Source organism: Rhizobium sp. Root483D2 (genome assembly GCF_001426685.1).
GTDB lineage: Bacteria > Pseudomonadota > Alphaproteobacteria > Rhizobiales > Rhizobiaceae > Pararhizobium > Pararhizobium qamdonense.
This window is the reverse complement of sequence record NZ_LMFB01000019.1, coordinates 100405-119474: the sequence shown is the minus strand read 5'-3', so window position 1 is coordinate 119474 and position 19070 is coordinate 100405. Positions and strand designations below refer to the sequence as shown.

Annotated in this window: 13 protein-coding genes and 1 pseudogene; 12 read left to right on the top strand and 2 right to left on the bottom strand. The window is 60.2% G+C overall.

Annotation, left to right across the window (positions count from 1 at the left end):
* Positions 1-86: 86 nt before the first annotated feature.
* The 4 genes and pseudogenes from ASD32_RS16770 to ASD32_RS16755 all read left to right on the top strand — a co-directional run.
* Positions 87-1304: pseudogene (locus ASD32_RS16770) on the top strand (glycosyltransferase family 4 protein); the annotation flags it as partial.
* A gap of 258 nt (positions 1305-1562) precedes the next feature.
* Positions 1563-2573 (top strand): glycosyltransferase, encoded by a 1011-nt coding sequence (locus tag ASD32_RS16765; protein WP_060639555.1) that lies wholly within the window; start codon positions 1563-1565, stop codon positions 2571-2573.
* Between the two features lie 40 nt (positions 2574-2613).
* Complete coding sequence (locus ASD32_RS16760) at positions 2614-3297, top strand: class I SAM-dependent methyltransferase (RefSeq protein ID WP_060639184.1); 684 nt, start codon at positions 2614-2616, stop codon at positions 3295-3297.
* Between the two features lie 50 nt (positions 3298-3347).
* Entirely contained in the window at positions 3348-5543 is a 2196-nt protein-coding gene (locus tag ASD32_RS16755) for a hypothetical protein (protein ID WP_060639183.1), read from the top strand.
* A gap of 28 nt (positions 5544-5571) precedes the next feature.
* Here the strand turns inward: ASD32_RS16755 and ASD32_RS16750 are convergent, their stop codons facing one another.
* Positions 5572-7194 (bottom strand): ABC-F family ATP-binding cassette domain-containing protein, encoded by a 1623-nt coding sequence (locus ASD32_RS16750; RefSeq protein ID WP_060639182.1) that lies wholly within the window; start codon positions 7192-7194, stop codon positions 5572-5574.
* Positions 7195-7556: 362 nt separating this feature from the next.
* Between ASD32_RS16750 and pepT the strand changes: the two genes are divergently transcribed.
* Together pepT and ASD32_RS30695 are read left to right on the top strand one after the other, a co-directional pair.
* On the top strand, positions 7557-8789 hold the full coding sequence (gene pepT, locus ASD32_RS16745) for a peptidase T (protein ID WP_060639181.1): 1233 nt from the start codon (positions 7557-7559) through the stop codon (positions 8787-8789).
* An 89-nt stretch (positions 8790-8878) separates the two neighbouring features.
* The gene (locus ASD32_RS30695) at positions 8879-9133 is read left to right on the top strand and encodes a hypothetical protein (protein ID WP_060639554.1); all 255 of its coding nucleotides are present in this window, start codon (positions 8879-8881) and stop codon (positions 9131-9133) included.
* A gap of 82 nt (positions 9134-9215) precedes the next feature.
* Here the strand turns inward: ASD32_RS30695 and ASD32_RS16735 are convergent, their stop codons facing one another.
* A complete protein-coding gene (locus ASD32_RS16735; RefSeq protein ID WP_060639180.1) occupies positions 9216-9509 on the bottom strand; it encodes a hypothetical protein in 294 nt (97 codons plus the stop codon).
* Positions 9510-9785: 276 nt separating this feature from the next.
* Between ASD32_RS16735 and rsgA the strand changes: the two genes are divergently transcribed.
* The 6 genes from rsgA (at position 9786) to ASD32_RS16705 (ending at position 19063) form a co-directional block, all read left to right on the top strand.
* Complete coding sequence (gene rsgA, locus ASD32_RS16730) at positions 9786-10808, top strand: ribosome small subunit-dependent GTPase A (protein ID WP_244490186.1); 1023 nt, start codon at positions 9786-9788, stop codon at positions 10806-10808.
* Between the two features lie 425 nt (positions 10809-11233).
* Positions 11234-13183, top strand: coding sequence for a PrkA family serine protein kinase (locus tag ASD32_RS16725; protein ID WP_060639179.1), 1950 nt, complete (start codon positions 11234-11236; stop codon positions 13181-13183).
* A 25-nt stretch (positions 13184-13208) separates the two neighbouring features.
* Entirely contained in the window at positions 13209-14519 is a 1311-nt protein-coding gene (locus ASD32_RS16720) for a YeaH/YhbH family protein (RefSeq protein WP_060639178.1), read from the top strand.
* A 15-nt stretch (positions 14520-14534) separates the two neighbouring features.
* Positions 14535-16070, top strand: a complete 1536-nt coding sequence (locus ASD32_RS16715; protein ID WP_060639177.1) for a SpoVR family protein — start codon at positions 14535-14537, stop codon at positions 16068-16070.
* 336 nt (positions 16071-16406) lie between these two features.
* Positions 16407-18023, top strand: coding sequence for an arylsulfatase (locus ASD32_RS16710; RefSeq protein ID WP_060639176.1), 1617 nt, complete (start codon positions 16407-16409; stop codon positions 18021-18023).
* Between the two features lie 65 nt (positions 18024-18088).
* Complete coding sequence (locus ASD32_RS16705) at positions 18089-19063, top strand: MoxR family ATPase (protein WP_060639175.1); 975 nt, start codon at positions 18089-18091, stop codon at positions 19061-19063.
* Positions 19064-19070 lie beyond the last annotated feature (7 nt).

Below are 19070 nucleotides of genomic sequence, written 5' to 3'. Positions count from 1 at the left end.
GATCGCTACAATTTTAACGGTTATATTTCCTGGATTTCATCCGTTCGCAGCTAACCATATCCCCAAGGAACCAGGGATATGGAACCATGAGCAACGAGCCGCACGCTTCCAGAACGGCATATCAGCAGCCCGAACCAACGGCCGCCGACGGCACCCTGAACGATACAGGCGCCGGGATGCGGGGCGAGGTTGAGAATGCAACTGCCGATGTGCCTCTGAAAATCGCAGGCGCCGCGCCAGCAGAGCGCATCACGGTCGTCCCCGTTCCGCCATTGAGCGAAACATCTCTGTTCGAAACCACAGAGGCGGCTGCGCAAGCGGCACCCCGTCCCCGCGTCATGATGATCGGTAGCCGCGGCATTCCCAATGTCCAGGGCGGTGTTGAGAAACATATCGAGATGATCGGCACCGAGCTTGTCCAGATGGGCTGGGACGTCGATGTCATCGGCCGCCGCCACTATCTTCCAAGCGCTTCGCAAACCATGTGGAACGGCATTCGCATCATTCCGCTGTGGGCGCCAAAGAAGATGGTCTTGGAGGCCATCGGCAACAGCGTCGCCGCCGTTTTCTATGCCGCGCGGCAAAGACCCGATATCCTCCATATCCATGCCGTCGGCCCGGCTCTGGTCGCGCCGCTCGCCCGCCTCTTCGGTCTGAAGGTGATCATCACCCACCATGGCTACGACTACGAGCGCCAGAAATGGGGCTGGTTTGCCAAGCGAATGCTCAAGATGGGCGAGGCATTCGGCATGTACACGTCCAACGGGCGCATTGCGATCTCTCAGGAAATCGTTCGCGCCATGCGCAGGGAATATGGTGTCGCCGTCGATTTCGTGCCGAACGGCGTCTCCGTGCAACCGAGGATCGCCTCTACCGACACCCTGAAGACGTTCGGCCTGACGCCGCGCCGCTACATCGTCATGATGGCCCGCCTCGTTCCCGAAAAGCGCCAGCACGATCTGATCCACGCCTTTGCCAAGGCGAACCGGCCCGAAAAACTGGTGATCGTCGGTGGCGCGGATCACGAGACCGAATATTCGGCCCATGTGAAAGCTCTGGCGGCACGAACGCCTTTAGTGGTCATGGCAGGGTTTCAGACAGGCGCGGCCCTTGCCGAACTCTACAGCAACGCGGCTCTGTTCGTGCTTCCCTCAAGCCATGAGGGCATGCCGATCGCGCTCCTGGAAGCCTTGAGCTATGGCCTGCCCGTTCTTGCCAGCGATATCGCTGCCAATCGCGAACTCAATCTCGCCCCCGCCGACTACTTTGCCATGGGCGATGTCGATGCGCTGGCCGCCGCACTCGGACGCAAATTGTCCAGTCCCTTCGACGAGGATGGAACCGACGGCCTGACGAGCCAGATCCAGACGGATTACAGCTGGAAAAAGATCGGCGAACGAACGGCAGCGGTCTACCGCTCCGTGCTGCCTCACGCCGAAAACCGCCGGTCCCGCTGGCGCGGTCAACCGAATTTCAAGATATCCGGCGGCATGATCGGCGCGGGAGCCCCCGCCACATCCAGCGCCACGCCGCCAATGCTTCGTTCGAACCAGGAGGTCCTGTTGGGTGTATCCATCATCATCAAGACCTTGAACGAGGAAAAGCGCGTTGCCGCGACCATCGAAAGCGCGCTCGCTGCCCTGCCGCGTGGTCTAGGCGAGGTCATCATTGCCGATAGCGGCTCCAGCGATCGTACCGCCGACATCGCATCCGGCTACCCCGTTACCGTCGTGCAGATTGCGCCGCCGGCGCAGCCGAGCTGCGGGATCGGGCCACAGCTCGGCTTCCAGTATTCGCGCTTCGATCATATCTGCCTGCTGGACGGCGACATGATCCTCGATCCGGAATTCCTGCCGGAGGCGCTGCGGTTTCTCGCCGATAACCCGCAGGTTGGCGGCGTTACCGGACATGTCGAGGAAATGCTGACCGCCAATCTCGAATATGCCCGCCGCGTCCAGCGCAAGGGTCCGGAAAACCGCACCGGCGATATCGACCGGATGAACGGCGGCGGCCTGTATAGGCGCAGCGCCATCGAGAAGGCCGGCTATCTCTCCGACCGCAATCTGCATGGCCATGAGGAATTCGATCTTGGCATCCGGCTGCGCAGCGCTGGCTGGCGGCTGCACCGGCTCGACCGGCGCTACGTCCAGCATTTCGGCCACACGCTGAACTCCTACCGGCTGCTCGTGCGCCGCTGGAAGAACAGGTATCTCCAAGGTGTCGGCGAGCTCTTGCGCGCATCGCTTGGCAAGCCCTACTTCACCCAGCTTTTGCGCGAACTGCCCGAACTGAAGCTATGGAGCGCGGTTTATGCCTGGTGGGCGCTGTCTGCAGCTTTGCTGCTGTTCCTGCCTGACACGGGGTTGGCTCTCGGCCTGGTCCTTGCCCTCCTTGCCGGCATCATTGCGCTGATGAGCTGGCGCAAGGGCGGGCTGGCCATGGGGTTCTATACCGTCGTCACCTGGTTCTTCCACGCCTGCGCACTGCCCTTGGGCTTCCTGCGGCGCCGGCGCCCGCCGGCAGCACCGATTGAAAGCCGCATCCTCCATAAACCGGCGAGAACGGCCGCCTGACGGCGCAACCAGTCCACAAACCCTTGAGAAAGTTCCCTTCATGATCGATGACAGTGTAGAGAAGAACGTTTCGCTCTGGGACCGGATCGTCCATTCTTCGTCGGAATATTTTCGCCGCAAGCGCGGCGGCCTGTTCCGCCAGATGATCCCCGGCTTCACGTCGCTCAAGGTCTGCGACGTCGGCGGCTCGCGCCATTTCTGGGAAAAGCTCGATCCTGCCGACGTGCCCAAGGATCTGACGCTGGTCAATATCCGCGACGACGGTCAGGCGCGCTCGTTCACCGGCTCGTACGGCCATGTGAAGGTCATCGTCTATGACGGCGACCGCCTTCCCTTCGAGGACAAGTCGTTCGATGTGGCCGTGTGCAACTCGGTGATCGAACACGTGCCGCCGGCCAAACGGGCCAATCTCGTGCGCGAGATCAACCGCGTCTCGAACTATTACTTCATCCAGACGCCGGCCTTCGTCTTTCCCATCGAGCCGCATTTCTTCTGCCCTGCTCTCCACTGGCTGCCCCGCCCCTTGGCGCGCCACGCCGTCAGGCTGTCGCCCTGGCGCTTCCTGTCCAAGCCTTCTGAAGAGCATATCAAGGAGTATTTCGAGGAGATCCAGATCCTGACGCTGAAGGAATTCCGCTCCTATGCGCCGGAGGCTCAGCTGATCCGGGAAAAGGCCGCTGGACTTACCAAATCCTACATCCTGCACGGCGCATCGCGGCCCTGAAGAGTGATGAAACGGGATCGCAAAGCGATCGCCGGAAAGGGCCAGCCGGCATGAAGAGACTGCTTTCCTCAATCGCCACGGCGCTCCTGTTGAGCGCTGTTTCAGGCCCTTGCGCCCGCGCCGCTGACGGCGAATGGCTGCCGGTGCGCGAGATATCGCTGGAAATTGACCCCGGCAGCCCGCTCGATTTCTCCGCAATCCTGCCCAACCGGGCCATCGGGAAGGACGGCACGACCGGCGCGGGTCAACACTTGGCGGTCACGCAGGGCGGCCGTTTTGCTTTTACCGATGCGCCTGAGAAACCGGCACGCCTGCTATGCGCCTCTCTCGCATGGAGCCCCGCCTCGGGCGGCTTTCCGGATCATGCCGATGCCGACCGCTACGCGCTGCAACTGGCGCGCCACGGTTATAATATCGCCCGGCTGACCTTCCTCGACGCCTCGCTGATGTCCGGGCGCGATGGAGATTTCGATTTTGACCCGCAGGTCCTCGACCGTATCCACTATCTGCTCGCCGCGCTGAAGCGCAACGGCATCTCCTGGATCATCGATGGTTTGACATCCTGGCGTGGTGCCTATGGCGGCAGCTATGACGACCGCTGGGATCCCTCAAGCGATCTCAAGCTCGCCCTGTATTTCGACGGGAATGCCTTCGATCACTGGCTGGAATTCCAGCGCCGTTTTCTGACTGCCGTCAACCCCTATACCGGCATGGCCCCCATCAACGACGAGGCGCTGGCGCTGGTCATCCTCGTCAACGAGAACAATATCGAGTTCGACAGCATCGTGCGGGAGCGCGAGGGCAAGCCGAATTACGACCAGCGCTTGAAGCTCCCTTTCAACACCTGGCTGAAACAGCGCTATGGCTCGACCGAAGCATTGGCAAAAGCGTGGCCGGACCTGAATTCGAGCGAGCGGTTGGAAGATGCGTCCATCGCACTGCCCCAATCACGCTACGAGGATACGCCGCGCCTCAGGGACCTGCAGGCCTTTTTCGTCTCTGTCGAAACCGGCAGCGCCGCCCGCATGACCGGCGCCCTGCGCGGCCTCGGCTACAAGGGCGGGATCAGCACATTCAACAATTGGCCGACGATCCAGACGACGCTGAGCCGCAAGGATCTCAGCGTCGTCACGATGAACACCTACCAGGATTGGGTCGGCAGCTATTCCCCCGGTGCGACCATGACGCAGAAAAGCTCCATCGATGACGGCGCCGGCTATATGCGCCTGATCGCCGCCGCCCGCTGGCTCGGCAAGCCGTTCGTCGTCAGCGAATACGACCATCTCTTCTGGAACCGCTATCGCTACGAAGCAGGACTGGTAATGCCGGCCTATGCAGCCCAGCAAGGCTGGGACGTGCTGTGCCGCCACGCACATGGCCCGATCATCCTGAAATATGGCGAGCCCTATCCCCACAAGAAGGCGATGCTGCCCTATGCCATCGCGCTCGATCCTGTCGCGCGCGCCGGCGAAACGTTGGCAGCACTTCTCTTCCGCCGCGGCGATGTCGCCACCTCGAAACTGACGATCCCTTTTCTTGTGCGCGGCCCGGAAGACGTCACTGACGATATGCAGGAACGCGAACCCGAGCGGCTGACCGAACTTGGCCTTGTCGGTGCGATCGGCATGGCAAAAGCGGCCAACGATAGCCTGGTCGTCGCCCAGCCGCGATCGTCAGCCGATCCGCAAGCCATCCTGGATGCCGCCAAGGCAGCCGGGCTTCTGGCAAAGAATAATCAGACAGACCTGAAGACCGGCCTCTATGAGAGCGATACGGGCGAACTGCTGCTCGACCGCCTGCGTGGCCAGTTGCGCGTCTCCACGCCGAAGACCGAAGCGGTGGCCTTTTCCACGCTGCGGGAGCCGGTCAATCTGGGCAGCGTCCGCGTCGAGGCATCGGATGGCAATGGACTGCTGTCGGTCTCCGTCATCGACGACGCCGAAAGCATTGCGCAAAGCCGCAGGCTTCTCATCATCTATGCCACTGACGCGCGCAATACCGGCATGCAGTTCAGCGACAATGAGGAAAAAGTGATCGCCGATTTCGGCCGTCTTCCGGTCCTGATCCGCAAGGGTTTCGTCGATCTGTCGCTGCAGCTTTCAAAAGGAGAATGGCTGCTGACGCCGGTCACGCTGAACGGCGTCGCCTCGAAGGCGGCCGGTCAGGTCATATCCCCCGCCGGCTTCCGTCTTTCCAACGACGCGCCGTCCGGCCCGACGACGTTCTTTCTTCTCGAAAGGGACTGACACATCCCCGACATGAGGCTGGAGCCGATCAGCTCCGAAGGCCTGGGGCTTCATGGCCAGTGCGCGCCACATATTCCGTGTAGCCGCCGCCATATTCGTGGATGCCGTCCGGGGTCAGTTCCAGAACCCGGTTGGACAGGGCACCGAGGAAATGCCGGTCGTGGGACACGAACAGCATGGTACCCTCATATTCGGAAAGTGCCTGGATGAGCATTTCCTTGGTGTCGAGGTCCAGATGGTTGGTGGGCTCGTCGAGCACCAAAAGATTGGGCGGGTCGAACAGCATGATCGCCATGACCAGCCGCGCCTTTTCACCACCCGACAGAACACGGCAGCGTTTTTCCACATCGTCACCGGAAAAGCCGAAGCAGCCGGCAAGCGCCCTCAGCGGACCTTGGCCCGCACGGGGGAATTCGTGCTCCAGCGTCTCGAACACTGTGCGCTCGCCATCGAGCAGATCCATGGCGTGCTGGGCGAAATAGCCCATCTTGACGCTGGCGCCCAGCGCCACGGTTCCCTTGTCCGGTTCCGTCGATCCGGTCACCAGTTTCAGCAGCGTCGATTTTCCGGCACCGTTAATGCCCATGATGCACCAGCGTTCCTTGCGGCGGACCATGAAATCCAGTCCCTCATAGATGCTGCGGCTGCCATAGCTCTTGTGGACATTTTTCAGATTGATCACGTCTTCGCCGGAGCGCGGCGCGGGCTGAAATTCGAACGCAACGACCTGGCGGCGCTTGGGCGGCTCGACCCGTTCGATCTTGTCGAGCTTCTTCACCCGGCTCTGCACCTGCGCCGCATGCGAGGCGCGCGCCTTGAAGCGCTCGATGAACTTGATTTCCTTGGCCAGCATCGCCTGCTGCCGCTCGAACTGGGCAAGCTGGTGCTTCTCGTTCAAAGCCCGCTGCTGCTCGTAGAATTCATAGTCGCCGGAATAGGTGGTCAGCCCGCCGCCGTCGATCTCGATCAGCTTGGTGACGATGCGGTTCATGAACTCGCGGTCATGCGAGGTCATCAAAAGTGCGCCCTCGTAATTCTTGAGGAATTCCTCCAGCCAGATCAGGCTTTCCAGATCCAGATGGTTGCTCGGCTCATCAAGCAGCATGACGTCGGGGCGCATCAACAGGATGCGGGCGAGCGCCACGCGCATCTTCCAGCCGCCCGACAGCTTGCCGACATCGCCGTCCATCATCTCCTGCGTGAAGCTCAGGCCCGACAGCACTTCGCGCGCCCGGCCGTCGAGCGCGTAGCCGTCCAGCTCCTCGTAACGCGCCTGCACCTCGCCGTAGCGCTCGATGATCGCATCCATCTCGTCCAGCCGGTCGGGATCGACCATGGCCGTTTCGAGCTCACGCAGTTCGGCGGCAACGATGCTGACCGGACCGGCACCGTCCATCACCTCGGCGACGGCGCTGCGGCCTTCCATTTCGCCGACATCCTGGTTGAAATAACCAATCGTGACGCCCTTCTCGACGGCCACCTGCCCCTCATCGGGCTGCTCTTCGCCGGTGATCATCCGGAAGACAGTGGTCTTGCCGGCACCATTGGGTCCGACAAGGCCGATTTTCTCGCCCTTGTTGAGGGCGGCGGACGCCTCGATGAAGAGAATGCGATGGCTCAGCTGCTTGCTGATATTTTCGATACGGATCATGTGTGCGGTGCCCAAGAATGTTGCGGCGCCCTTATGCCACGTGTTTCAAGGAATGTCGCAGGTTTTCGATAGGATCAAACACGGCTTTTTGAAGCGTCTTTTCCTGGAAATGCCTTCACGCCGCAGCCGGTGGAAGCCAGAGCACTTCATCTTTAAACGGAAGCGATTCTGTTGGCTCAAAACGGCCGTTCCACACGAAGGATGGCGCAGGGCGATGCCGATCCATCGGGCCAGCCATCCGACATAGTGGACGGCCGCTTTCAGCCAACCCGAAGGGCCGGATGAATTTCGGCAGAATGCTTCCGTTTAAAGATGAAGCGCTCTAGAGAAGACCACCCGACGCTTATGGAATGGAGTGAGCCATGACCGATACCGTTACCGACCGTTTCCTGCGCTATGTCGTGATCGACACCCAGTCGGACGCCAAATCGGCAAGCCAGCCCTCCACCGAAAAGCAGAAGACCCTCGGCCGCCTGCTGGTCGAGGAACTGCTGGCGATCGGGATTGCGGACGCGCATCTCGACGAGCACGGCTATATCTACGCGACCATCCCGTCGAACGTGGACAAGCCGGTGCCGGTCATCTGCTTCTGCTCGCATATGGACACCGCGCCGGATTTCACCGGCACCCATGTGAAGCCGCAGATGATCCGCGCCTATGCCGGCGGCGATATCCAGCTGTCCGGCGATCCGCAGCAGGTCATCCGTGTTTCCGAGCATCCAGCGCTGCGCGACCAGATCGGCAACGACCTGATCACCACCGACGGCACGACATTGCTCGGCGCCGACGACAAGGCCGGCATTGCCGAAATCATGACGGCAGCGCAAATCCTGATCGGCAATCCGGATATCCGGCACGGAACCATCAAGATCCTCTTCACCGTGGACGAGGAAATCGGCCGCGGGGTGGACAAGGTCGATTTGCAGAAGCTTGGCGCGCAATTCGCCTATACGATGGACGGTGAAACCGCAGGGCATATCGAGGATGAGACATTTTCGGCCGATGGTGTCGATATCACCATCCAGGGCGTTGCCATCCATCCGGGCTTTGCCAAGGGCAGAATGGAAAACGCCATCAAGATCGCCGGCGCCATCATCGACCGCCTGCCCAGGCATGTGGCGCCAGAAACCACGGATGGCAAGGACGGCTTCGTCCACCCGACCGGCGTCACCGGCGCGATGGACAAGGCGACGATCAGCCTGATCGTCCGCGACTTCAACGACGAAGGCCTGGCCAGCAAGGAAGCGATGATCGAGGCGATCGTCAGGGACGTCATGCCGGATTATCCCGGCTCCTCCTTTACGCTCAAGGTCACGCAGCAATATCGCAACATGAAGGTGGTCCTCGACCGGCATCCGGAAATTGTCGATAACGCCGTCGAGGCAATCCGGCGGGCGGGCATGCAGCCGGTGCGCGGCAGCATTCGCGGCGGCACGGACGGCTCGCGCCTGTCCTTCATGGGCCTGCCCTGCCCCAACATCTTTGCCGGCGGCCATGCGTTTCACTCGCCGCTCGAATGGGTAAGCAGCCAGGACATGGAAAAAGCGGTGAAAACGATCGTCGAGCTGGCGAAGGTCTGGGAAGAGCGCAGCTAAGATGAAGCAGCCAATCTCGGAGGGCCATAATCAGCCCTTCCATCCCGCCGCCATTTTGGTATGACGCGCCTCTTGTCAAAGGAATGAAGATGGCTGCCCGAGATCGATATTCACGGAAATTGGAATGTTCCCATTGCGGGAATACAGGCTTTGCCGAGGTTTCGGAGGATGACACCCCCAGCCGCAAGACGCGGGGATTTGAAATAGATGCCCTGCCCGGGGGCTTTGAAACCGAATTTGCCTCGAGCAATCCGCGCAAGCATGTGATCCGGTGCCGCTGCGGCCACAAGTTCAAGTTCGAGCAGACCACGGCTTATGCGCCGGGTGGAGAGCCGAGGGCCTAGAGCCGCTCGAAAATTCAGTTGGGTGGCCGGCCCTCCAATGCGGATGCATTCGAAGGTATCGCCGGCGCCCCTTGTTTCCGGTTTACTTGTTGGCCATCAGCCACATCTTGCCGGCCATCGTGATCCCGCGCGGATCGGCGGCGACGTCGTCGTCGAGATGGCTGCGTTCCAGAAAACCGAGCTCTTCAAGTTCATTCAGGGTCGTCGTCGTCAGGAAGCGGATCTTCTGCGGACGTTCCTTGAACCGGTCGGTCTTTGCATAGGTGACCGTCGCATTTTCATGCGTCCATTTTTTCGCCGGCTGCGGGAAGAGGTTTCCTTCCTTGGCGAGTTTCAGGCCCCGGATTTGAACCGGCGTCAATTCAAGCGAAATCATATTCTGTCCTTGGTAGAAATGGTGAAAGAGGCATCGACACGCAACCCGGATAGAATGGGAAGGCCCGTTTGCGAATGTCGCCAATGCGAAATGAAAAGGGCCAAGCTGGCCCGCATGCCCTTCCCTACCGCAAGTTTGCGGCATTTCCCAGACAAAACTGAAAAACTGTCATCTGCGAAACGATTGGCACCATCCTGGCGCTTCTGGTATCAGCGTCTGAACTTGTTTTTCAGAAAGGTTATCCATGAACGCGACACTGTGTCGGGGAGCGGCAGTGTGACGGAGCGCGCAGACGCGGCCTTTTTGGCGTCGCATGGCTGGTCCAGCTTTTTTTCCTCCCAGATCGAGCGATCCGAAGCCGGTCTCCTGCCTATGCGCATCGCCGAAGTCCACCGCGCCCGGCTTGGCGCGCTTTCCGCCGAAGGCCCGGTAAAGCTGGTTCTGCCCCATAAAACCAACACTGCCGATTTTGCGGTGGGAGACTGGATCCTGGCCGACCCCCGCACGCATCTGCTTGTTCGCAGGCTGGAGCGCCGCACCCTGCTGCAGCGCCGCACAGAGGGCAGGCATCTCCAGCAGCTGGCCGCAGCCAATGTCGATACGCTGTTCATCGTCACCTCCTGCAATGCCGATTTCAGCCCGGCGCGGCTGGAACGCTATCTGGCCATGGCCAATCAGGCCGGAACCAACCCGGTGATCGTGCTCACCAAGACCGATATGATCGACGATGCCGAAATTTTCGAGCAGCAAGCCAGAGCATTGCAGCGCGACCTGGATGTGGTGGCGCTCAACGGCCGCTCCGCCGATGCCGCAGCCGCACTCGCCTCCTGGTGCGGCGAAGGGCAGACCGTAGCGCTCGTCGGATCATCCGGCGTCGGCAAATCGACGCTGGTCAACACGCTGGCGGGCCTTAGGCATGAGGCAGCGCAGGAAACCGGCGATATCCGCGAAAGCGATGCCAAAGGGCGCCATACGACCACGGCCCGCTCCTTGCACGCCATTGCCGGCGGCGGCTGGGTGATCGACACGCCGGGAATGCGCACCCTGCATGTCAGCGACGTTTCCGGCGGCATCGAGACGCTGTTCTCCGAAATCACCGACCTTGCCCCGTCCTGCAAGTTTCGCGACTGCACCCATGATCACGAACCGGGCTGCGCCGTCCAGGCCGCCATCAAGGCCGGCACTCTACCGGCCGAACGGCTCGCCCGCTGGCGCAAGCTGCTGGAGGAAAACGTCAGCAACACGCCGGTCCAGACGGGGCCACGCGGCAACAAGGTCATTCAGAAAAAGAAATACTGAAGCCGGACATTTTCACCGCATTTTTTCTCCCTGGATCGGGCGGCTGTCGCCATGACAGGCCACGCAGGCATCAATTGCCTGGAACGCAACCGGCGTGTGACGCCTGCAACACGTGCGCAAAAATTGTGAACATCACCGATGGCATGATGGTTGTGTGAACTATTGTGTTACGCTGGACGGGAAGATTTCGGAACGATCATCCAGGCGGTGATTCGGATCTGAGCGAGGTGGGTGATCACCGGTGCGCCCCTTCGGCAAGGATCCAGGATCCGTTGGCCCCGTCCAGATGGTGCGGCCCTCTTCGCTGTAAGATGTCAGCAGTAACACTTAGTTGAAGAAACTTTCGAGCATAAGGAACGTTAATCTCGTTGAGCGAGCCGATAGGCAGCGATCCCGTCTCAACGAACCGGCCGCGGGAGAGCATGATGCAAAATACCCAGTCCGATGTCTTCGACCTCTTTTCGGAGATTTATACCAGCACCGCGCAGGAGGAGATCAGTCTCCAGGAATATCTGCTCGCGTGCCGCGACGATAAAAGCATGTACGCCACCGCACAGGAGCGCATGGTCGCCGCCATTGGAGAGCCCAACTTCGTCGAGACCAGCGCCGATGAGCGCCTTGGCCGCATCTTCTCCAATCGAACCATCAAGGTCTATCCAGCCTTTGCCGATTTCTATGGAATGGAAGACACGATCGAGCGGATCGTCGGCTACTTCCGCTATGCCGCCCAGGGCCTCGAAGAGCGCAAACAGATACTCTATCTGCTCGGCCCCGTCGGCGGCGGCAAGTCCTCTCTGGCCGAGCGCCTGAAGAAATTGATGGAACAGCGGCCGATCTACACCTTGATGGTCGGCGGCCAGATCAGCCCGGTGTTTGAATCACCGCTTGGCCTCTTCCATCCCGAACGCATGTCCGATCTCCTGGAAGACAAATATGGCATCGCCAGACGGCGTCTGACCGGAATGATATCGCCCTGGGCAACCAAGCGCCTGGATGAAGTCGGCGGCGATATCTCGAAGTTCAGCGTCGTCAAGCTGATGCCGTCACGTCTGCGCCAGATCGGCATTGCCAAGACCGAACCCGGAGACGAAAATAACCAGGACGTCTCCTCGCTGGTCGGCAAGGTCGATATCCGCCAGCTGGAAAATTTCAGCCAGGCCGACCCCGACGCCTATTCCTACAGCGGCGGCTTGAACCGCACGACGCAGGGGCTGCTCGAGTTCGTCGAGATGTTCAAGGCACCGATCAAAGTCCTGCACCCGCTTTTGACCGCGACCCAGGAAGGCAACTATAACGGCACTGAAAACTTCGGCGCCTTCCCCTATCAGGGCATCGTCGTTGCCCATTCCAATGAGTCCGAGTGGCTGCAGTTCAAGAACAACCGCAACAACGAGGCCTTTCTCGACCGCATCCTGGTGGTTAAAGTGCCCTATTGCCTGCGCGTGACCGAGGAGCGGCAGATCTACGACAAGCTGCTGCGCGAAAGCGAGTTGGCGAAAAACCCTTGCGCGCCGGAAGTTTTGGAAAGCCTCAGCCGCTTCACCGTTTCGACCCGGCTCACCCCGCATGAAAACTCGCCGCTCTATACCAAGATGCGGGTATATGACGGCGAGAACCTGAAGGATGTCGATCCCAAGGCGAAATCGGTGCAGGAATACCGCGACGCGGCCGGCGTCGATGAAGGCATGAACGGCGTCAGCACCCGCTTTGCCTTCAAGGTCCTGTCGGAGACGTTCAACTATGACAGCAAGGAGATCGCCGCCGATCCCGTGCATCTGATGTATGTCATCGAACAGGCGATCAAGCGGGAGCAGTTTCCCAAGGAAACCGAGGCCGCCTATCTCAACTTCATCAAATCGGAACTCGCCACGCGTTATGCCGAGTTCATCGGCCATGAGATCCAGAAAGCCTATCTGGAATCCTACAGCGAATACGGCCAGAACCTGTTCGACCGCTATATCGCTTATGCCGACGCCTGGCTCGAGGATCAGGATTTCAAGGACCCGGACACCGGGCAGATCCTCAACCGGACCATCCTCGACAATGAGCTGTCGCAGATCGAAAAACCGGCCGGGATCGCCAATCCGAAGGATTTCCGCAACGAGGTCGTCAAGTTCACGCTGCGCGCCCGCGCCAAAAACAGCGGCCGCAATCCATCCTGGATGAGTTACGAAAAGCTGCGCGAAGTCATCGAGAAACGCATGTTCGGCCAAGTGGAGGATTTGCTGCCGGTCATCAGCTTCGGCTCCAAGAAGGACAGCGCCAGCGAAAAGCAGCATGCCGAATTCGTCCATCGCATGATCGAGCGGGGTTATACCGAGCGGCAGGTGCGCAGGTTGGTCGAATGGTACATGCGCGTCAACAAGGCGGGGTGAGAGATCCGATGTCTGGGGGTAGCCAATGCCGAATTTCATCGACCGACGCCTCAACCCGAAGGACAAGAGCCTTGGAAACCGCCAGCGCTTCCTGAAGCGCGCCCGCGAGGAGCTGAAACGCTTCATCAAGGATCGCGTCAAGACCGACAAGATCGCCGACGTGGACTCCGACCACGCGGTTCCCATGCCGGCGCGCGGCGCCAGCGAGCCGACATTCCAGCCGGCGCGCGGCAGCGGCGACCGGCAATATGTCCTGCCCGGCAATCGCGACTATATGCCGGGAGACCGGATCGACAAGCCGCAGGGCGGTGGCGGCTCCGGCTCGTCTGCTGGAAAAGGCGAGGACGAGGACAACTTCCAGTTCCTCTTGTCGCGCGAGGAAGTGCTCGAATTGTTTTTCGAGGATCTCGAGCTGCCCGACATGATCAAGCTCAGCCTGAAGGAAGCCGTCGCCTTCAAGCCACGCCGGGCAGGCTTTGCCACCAGCGGGTCGCCCACCAATATCAATGTCAGCCGCACCATGCGCAACAGCTATGGCCGCCGAATCGCCCTGCAGCGCCCCAAGCGAAAGACGCTGGAAGCCTTGGCGCAGGAGATCGAGGCTCTGGCAACCGAACCGGAACTCGGCATCGCAGAGCGCCGGCATCTGGAAGACCTGCGGGCGCAACTGGACCTCCTGGAGCGGCGGCGCCGCCGCATTCCCTATGTCGATCCCGTCGATATCCGTTTCAACCGCTTCGAGCGCCAGCCGCTGCCCAACGCCAATGCGGTGATGTTCTGCCTGATGGATGTGTCGAGCTCGATGGGCGAGCGGGAGAAGGATCTCGCCAAGCGCTTTTTCGTGCTGTTGCATCTGTTTTTAAAACGGCGCTACGACCGGATCGATATCGTCTTCATCCGCCACACGGACGAGGCGGGCGAGGTCGATGAGGACACATTCTTCTACAGCACCCAGAGCGGCGGCACCGTCGTCTCAACGGCGCTGGAGGAAATGCTGCGGATCATTCAGGAGCGCTATCCGGCAAAGGAATGGAATATCTACGCGGCCCAAGCCTCCGACGGCGACAATGTTTCGCGTGATTCCGATCGCTGCGCCTCGCTGCTGACGTCCGAACTGATGCGGCTTTGCCAATATTACGCCTATGTCGAAATCATCGACGAACGGGAAAGCGAAATTTTCGGCTCGACCGACAACGGCACGTCGCTCTGGCGCGCCTATCGCACCGTCGATGGCGAATGGCCGAATTTCCAGATGACCCGGATCGCAAGACCCTCCGACATCTATCCTGTCTTCCGGAAGCTTTTCGCCAGGCAGCCAACCCTGCAATTTCGATAATGAACGGAGCCGGGTATGATAAAGAACGCAGGCTCAACACTGCTTTTTGACAGTTCAGACTGGAACTTCAAGACGCTGTCGCATGCCTATGATGCGATCGAGACGATCGCAATCGACGAACTTGGCCTCGACGTCTATCCCAACCAGCTCGAAATCATTTCGTCGGAGCAGATGCTGGACGCCTATTCGTCCGTCGGCATGCCGCTGATGTATCAGCACTGGTCCTTCGGCAAACGCTTCGTCTATGAGGAAAACGGTTATCGCAAGGGCCATCACGGCCTCGCCTATGAGTTGGTGATCAACTCCAATCCCTGCATCACTTATCTGATGGAGGAAAACACCATGGCGATGCAGACGCTGGTGACCGCGCACGCGGCCTTCGGCCACAATCATTTCTTCAAGAACAACTATCTCTTCAAGCAATGGACCGATGCCGGTGCCATCCTCAGCTATATGGAGTTTTCCAAGAAATATATCGCCAAATGCGAGGAACGGCACGGCACCTCCGCCGTCGAGGCCATTCTGGATTCCGCCCATGCGCTGATGGATCAGGGTGTTTTCCGCTACCGCCGCCCGCCGCGCCTGTCCTCGAAGAAGGAGCAGGAACGCGCACGCGAGAGACTGGAATATGAGGAACAGACCTATAGCGACCTATGGCGCACCCTTCCACGCGCGACCGGCAGGCCCGACCCTGAAGAGGCCGAACGCGACGCCATGGAGCGCAAGAAGGTCCTCAATCTGCCGGAGGAAAACCTTCTCTATTTCCTGGAGAAAAACAGCCTCATTCTTGAGCCCTGGCAACGCGAACTGTTGCGCATCGTGCGGGTGATCGCCCAGTATTTCTATCCGCAGCGCCAGACCAAGGTGATGAACGAGGGCTGTGCCACCTACGTGCATTATACGATCATGAACAGGCTGTTCGATCAGGGCAAGATCAGCGAAGGCGCAATGCTGGAAATGCTCCACAGCCATTCCAGCGTGGTGTTCCAGCCGCATTTCGACGATCCCCGTTTTTCCGGGCTCAACCCCTATGCGCTGGGTTTTGCGATGATGCAGGACATTGAGCGCATCTGCAATCAGCCGACATCGGAGGACCGCGACTGGTTCCCCGATATTGCCGGCAGCGGCCGCTGGCGCGAAACCCTGATCGACACCTGGGCCAACCACCGCGACGAATCCTTCATCCTGCAATATCTGAGCCCGGCGCTGATCCGCAAATTCAGACTCTTCCAGCTGACCGACGAGGCCAGCAACAAATATTGCGAGGTCGCCTCGATCCACAACGAGCGGGGCTATTCCGAAATCCGCAAGGCACTGGCCAGAAGCTACGACGTCAGCGCCAACAGCCAGGATATCCAGGTCGTCGACGTCGATCTCTTGGGAGACCGCCAATTGCGGCTGGAACACCGGATGAAGAACGGCGTGCTTCTGGAAGAAACGAGCCGCGACGCAACGCTCGCCCACATCCGGCACCTATGGGGCTACGGCGTCTCGCTTGCGGGCGTCGATGGGAAAACAGGCGCGGCACGCTATGCGTGCTCGACGGGGTGAGGTCCTCGATTTACGCAGGCTTCGGGAATATCTGCCAGCGCGGCCAGCCTTCATAAACCGGCGTCAACCGGCATCGACCCTATAAGCGCTGTGATCTCCCGGCAACCGTCGCGGACCGTCATGTGGCCCTGCGGCATCCGTTTTGGCACCCCGCCTAATTTACGCCCTCTGTTACGTAATCCCCCGTCCTTGTTACCGTAACGTACTTCCTTACGCGCGATTTGCGGCGAGAGTGGCAGCGTCGAATGCCTGACCTGCAGGAGCGGTCCGGACGCCCGGAAACAAGGAGAGTACGATGCCGAACGACTTCCGCCTGAAATTGATGGGGAAACCATCATGACCGGATCAATCACACGGCGCATGCTGAGCGCCACCACGGGTCTTGCGATTTCCCTGACAGCCGCATCCCTCGCCGGCGTTCCCGCCCTTGCCCAGGATGCAACGGCTGCCAAGCCCAACATTCTCGTGATCTTTGGCGACGACATCGGCCAGACCAATATTTCCGCCTACTCGCTGGGCGTCATCGGTTATAAGACGCCGAATATCGACCGCATTGCTAAGGAAGGCATGATGTTCACGGATTATTATGCCGAGAACAGTTGCACGGCGGGCCGCTCGACCTTCATCACCGGGCAGACATGCCTGCGGACTGGCCTCTGCAAGGTCGGGGCTCCCGGCGTCACGGTCGGCCTGCAGGCCGGTGATATCACCATTGCCCAGGCGCTGAAGCCGCTTGGCTATGCGACCGGTCAATTCGGCAAGAACCATCTGGGCGACCGCGACGAATATCTGCCGACAAAACACGGCTTCGACGAGTTCTTCGGCAATCTCTACCACCTGAACGCCGAGGAGGAACCGGAAGCCGCCAACTGGCCAAAGGACGATACCGAATTTCTCAAAGCGTATAATCCGCGTGGCGTGATCAAGGCATCGGCCGATGGCAAGGTCGAGGACACCGGTCCTTTGACCGTGAAACGCATGGAGACGATCGACGACGAGACGACGGCGGCGGCCATCGACTTCATCGACCGCCAAGCCAAGGCCAAAAAGCCTTTCTTCACCTGGATGAACACGACGCGCATGCATCTGTTCACCCATGTCCGCCCGGAATACAGAGGCCAAAGCGGCATGCCGGGCAACGAGTATGGCGACGGCATGATCGAGCATGATGGCGATGTCGGCAAACTGCTGAACAAGCTCGACGAACTCGGCATCGCCGACAACACGATCGTCGTCTACGCCACCGATAATGGCCCGAACCAGTTTTCCTGGCCGGACGCGGCGACCACGCCTTTCCGCAGCGAGAAGGATACCAACTGGGAAGGCGCGTTCCGCGTTCCCGCAATCGTCCGCTGGCCCGGCCATGTCAAACCAGGCGAGGTTGCCAACGGCATGGTGTCCGGTCTCGACTGGTTCCCGACGCTGCTGGCGGCAGCCGGCGATCCCGATGTGAAAGGCCGTCTGCTGACTGGCTGGAAGCCCGAGGGAAGTGCCACGAGTTTCCGGAACCATCTCGATGGCTTCAACCAGCTCGATTATATCACCGGAAAATCGGACAAGAGCGCCCGCAACGAGTTCTATTATTTCGATGATGACGGCGATCTGGTTGGGATCCGCTATGACGACTGGAAGGTCGTGTTCAAGGAACAGCCGGCACCGGGCGGGTTCGCGGTCTGGCAGACCCCGCTGATCACCTGGCGTCTTCCCAAGCTGTTCAATCTGCGGATGGACCCTTACGAGCGGGCCGATGTCGTCTCCGACCAGTATAATGACTGGGTGGTCAGGAACGATTTCCTTCTGGTCAAGGGCCAGTTGAAAAGTGCGGCCTTCCTCGAAACCTTCGTGAAATATCCGCCCAGCCAGCGCGTCGCCAGCTTCAACATCGAGGGCGTCCGTGACCAGGTGAACAAGGCGATTGACCAGTCCTTCAAGGATCGCGGCATCGAGAAATAGTCATCCCAAGAGACGCGCCGGGCAATCGGCGCGTCTCGCCAACCTGTTTCTCATAGGGTCCTTGCATGACCGCTCGTGACGACATCCTGGCCCTTGGCCAGCGCATCGGCCAATCCATCATCGGTCAGGAAGAAATGGTCGAGCGCCTGCTGCTTGGTCTCCTGGCCAACGGCCATCTCCTGGTCGAGGGCCTGCCGGGCCTGGCAAAGACGCGCGCCATCAAGAGCCTAGCGAGGAACCTCAATTCTGAACTCTCCCGCGTCCAGTTCACACCGGACCTTTTACCCGCCGATATCACCGGATCGGAAATCTACTATAGCGAGGGCGGCAAGGGCGCGTTCAAGTTTCAGCAGGGACCGATCTTCGCCAACCTGATCCTTGCCGACGAGATCAACCGGGCACCAGCCAAGGTGCAGTCGGCTTTGCTCGAGGCCATGGAGGAACGCCAGGTCACTGTCGGCGGCAAGAGCTATCCGCTGCCCGCACTGTTCATGGTCATGGCGACGCAGAACCCGATCGAGCAGGAAGGCACCTACCCCTTGCCGGAAGCCCAACTCGACCGCTTCCTGATGCATATCGAGGTCGGCTATCCCGACGAGGCGTCGGAGGCTGCCATCATGCGGCTGGTGCGTGGCGAGGAAAATGCCGCAGAGCATGCAAAATCGGAGGCATCGGAGCGGCTCGATCCGAAGGCCGTGTTCGACGCACGCAAGGAGATCGGCGCTGTGACCGTTTCCGATCCGATCGAGACATACATCGTCGCCCTCGTCTTTGCCACGCGTTATCCGGAGCGCTATGACAAGGATCTGGCCAAGCTGCTTGAGGTCGGCGTCAGCCCGCGCGGTGTCATCGGTCTCGACAAGGTCTCACGCGCCTATGCCTGGCTGAAAGGCCGCGACTATGTCACCCCTGATGACGTGAAAGCCGTCGTCCATGATGTCTTCCGCCACCGGCTCATCCTGTCCTATGAGGCGCATGCGTCGAACACCACGCCCGACACGGTTATTGACCGCATCGTTGAACTGGTCGCGGTATCGTGAGGAGATG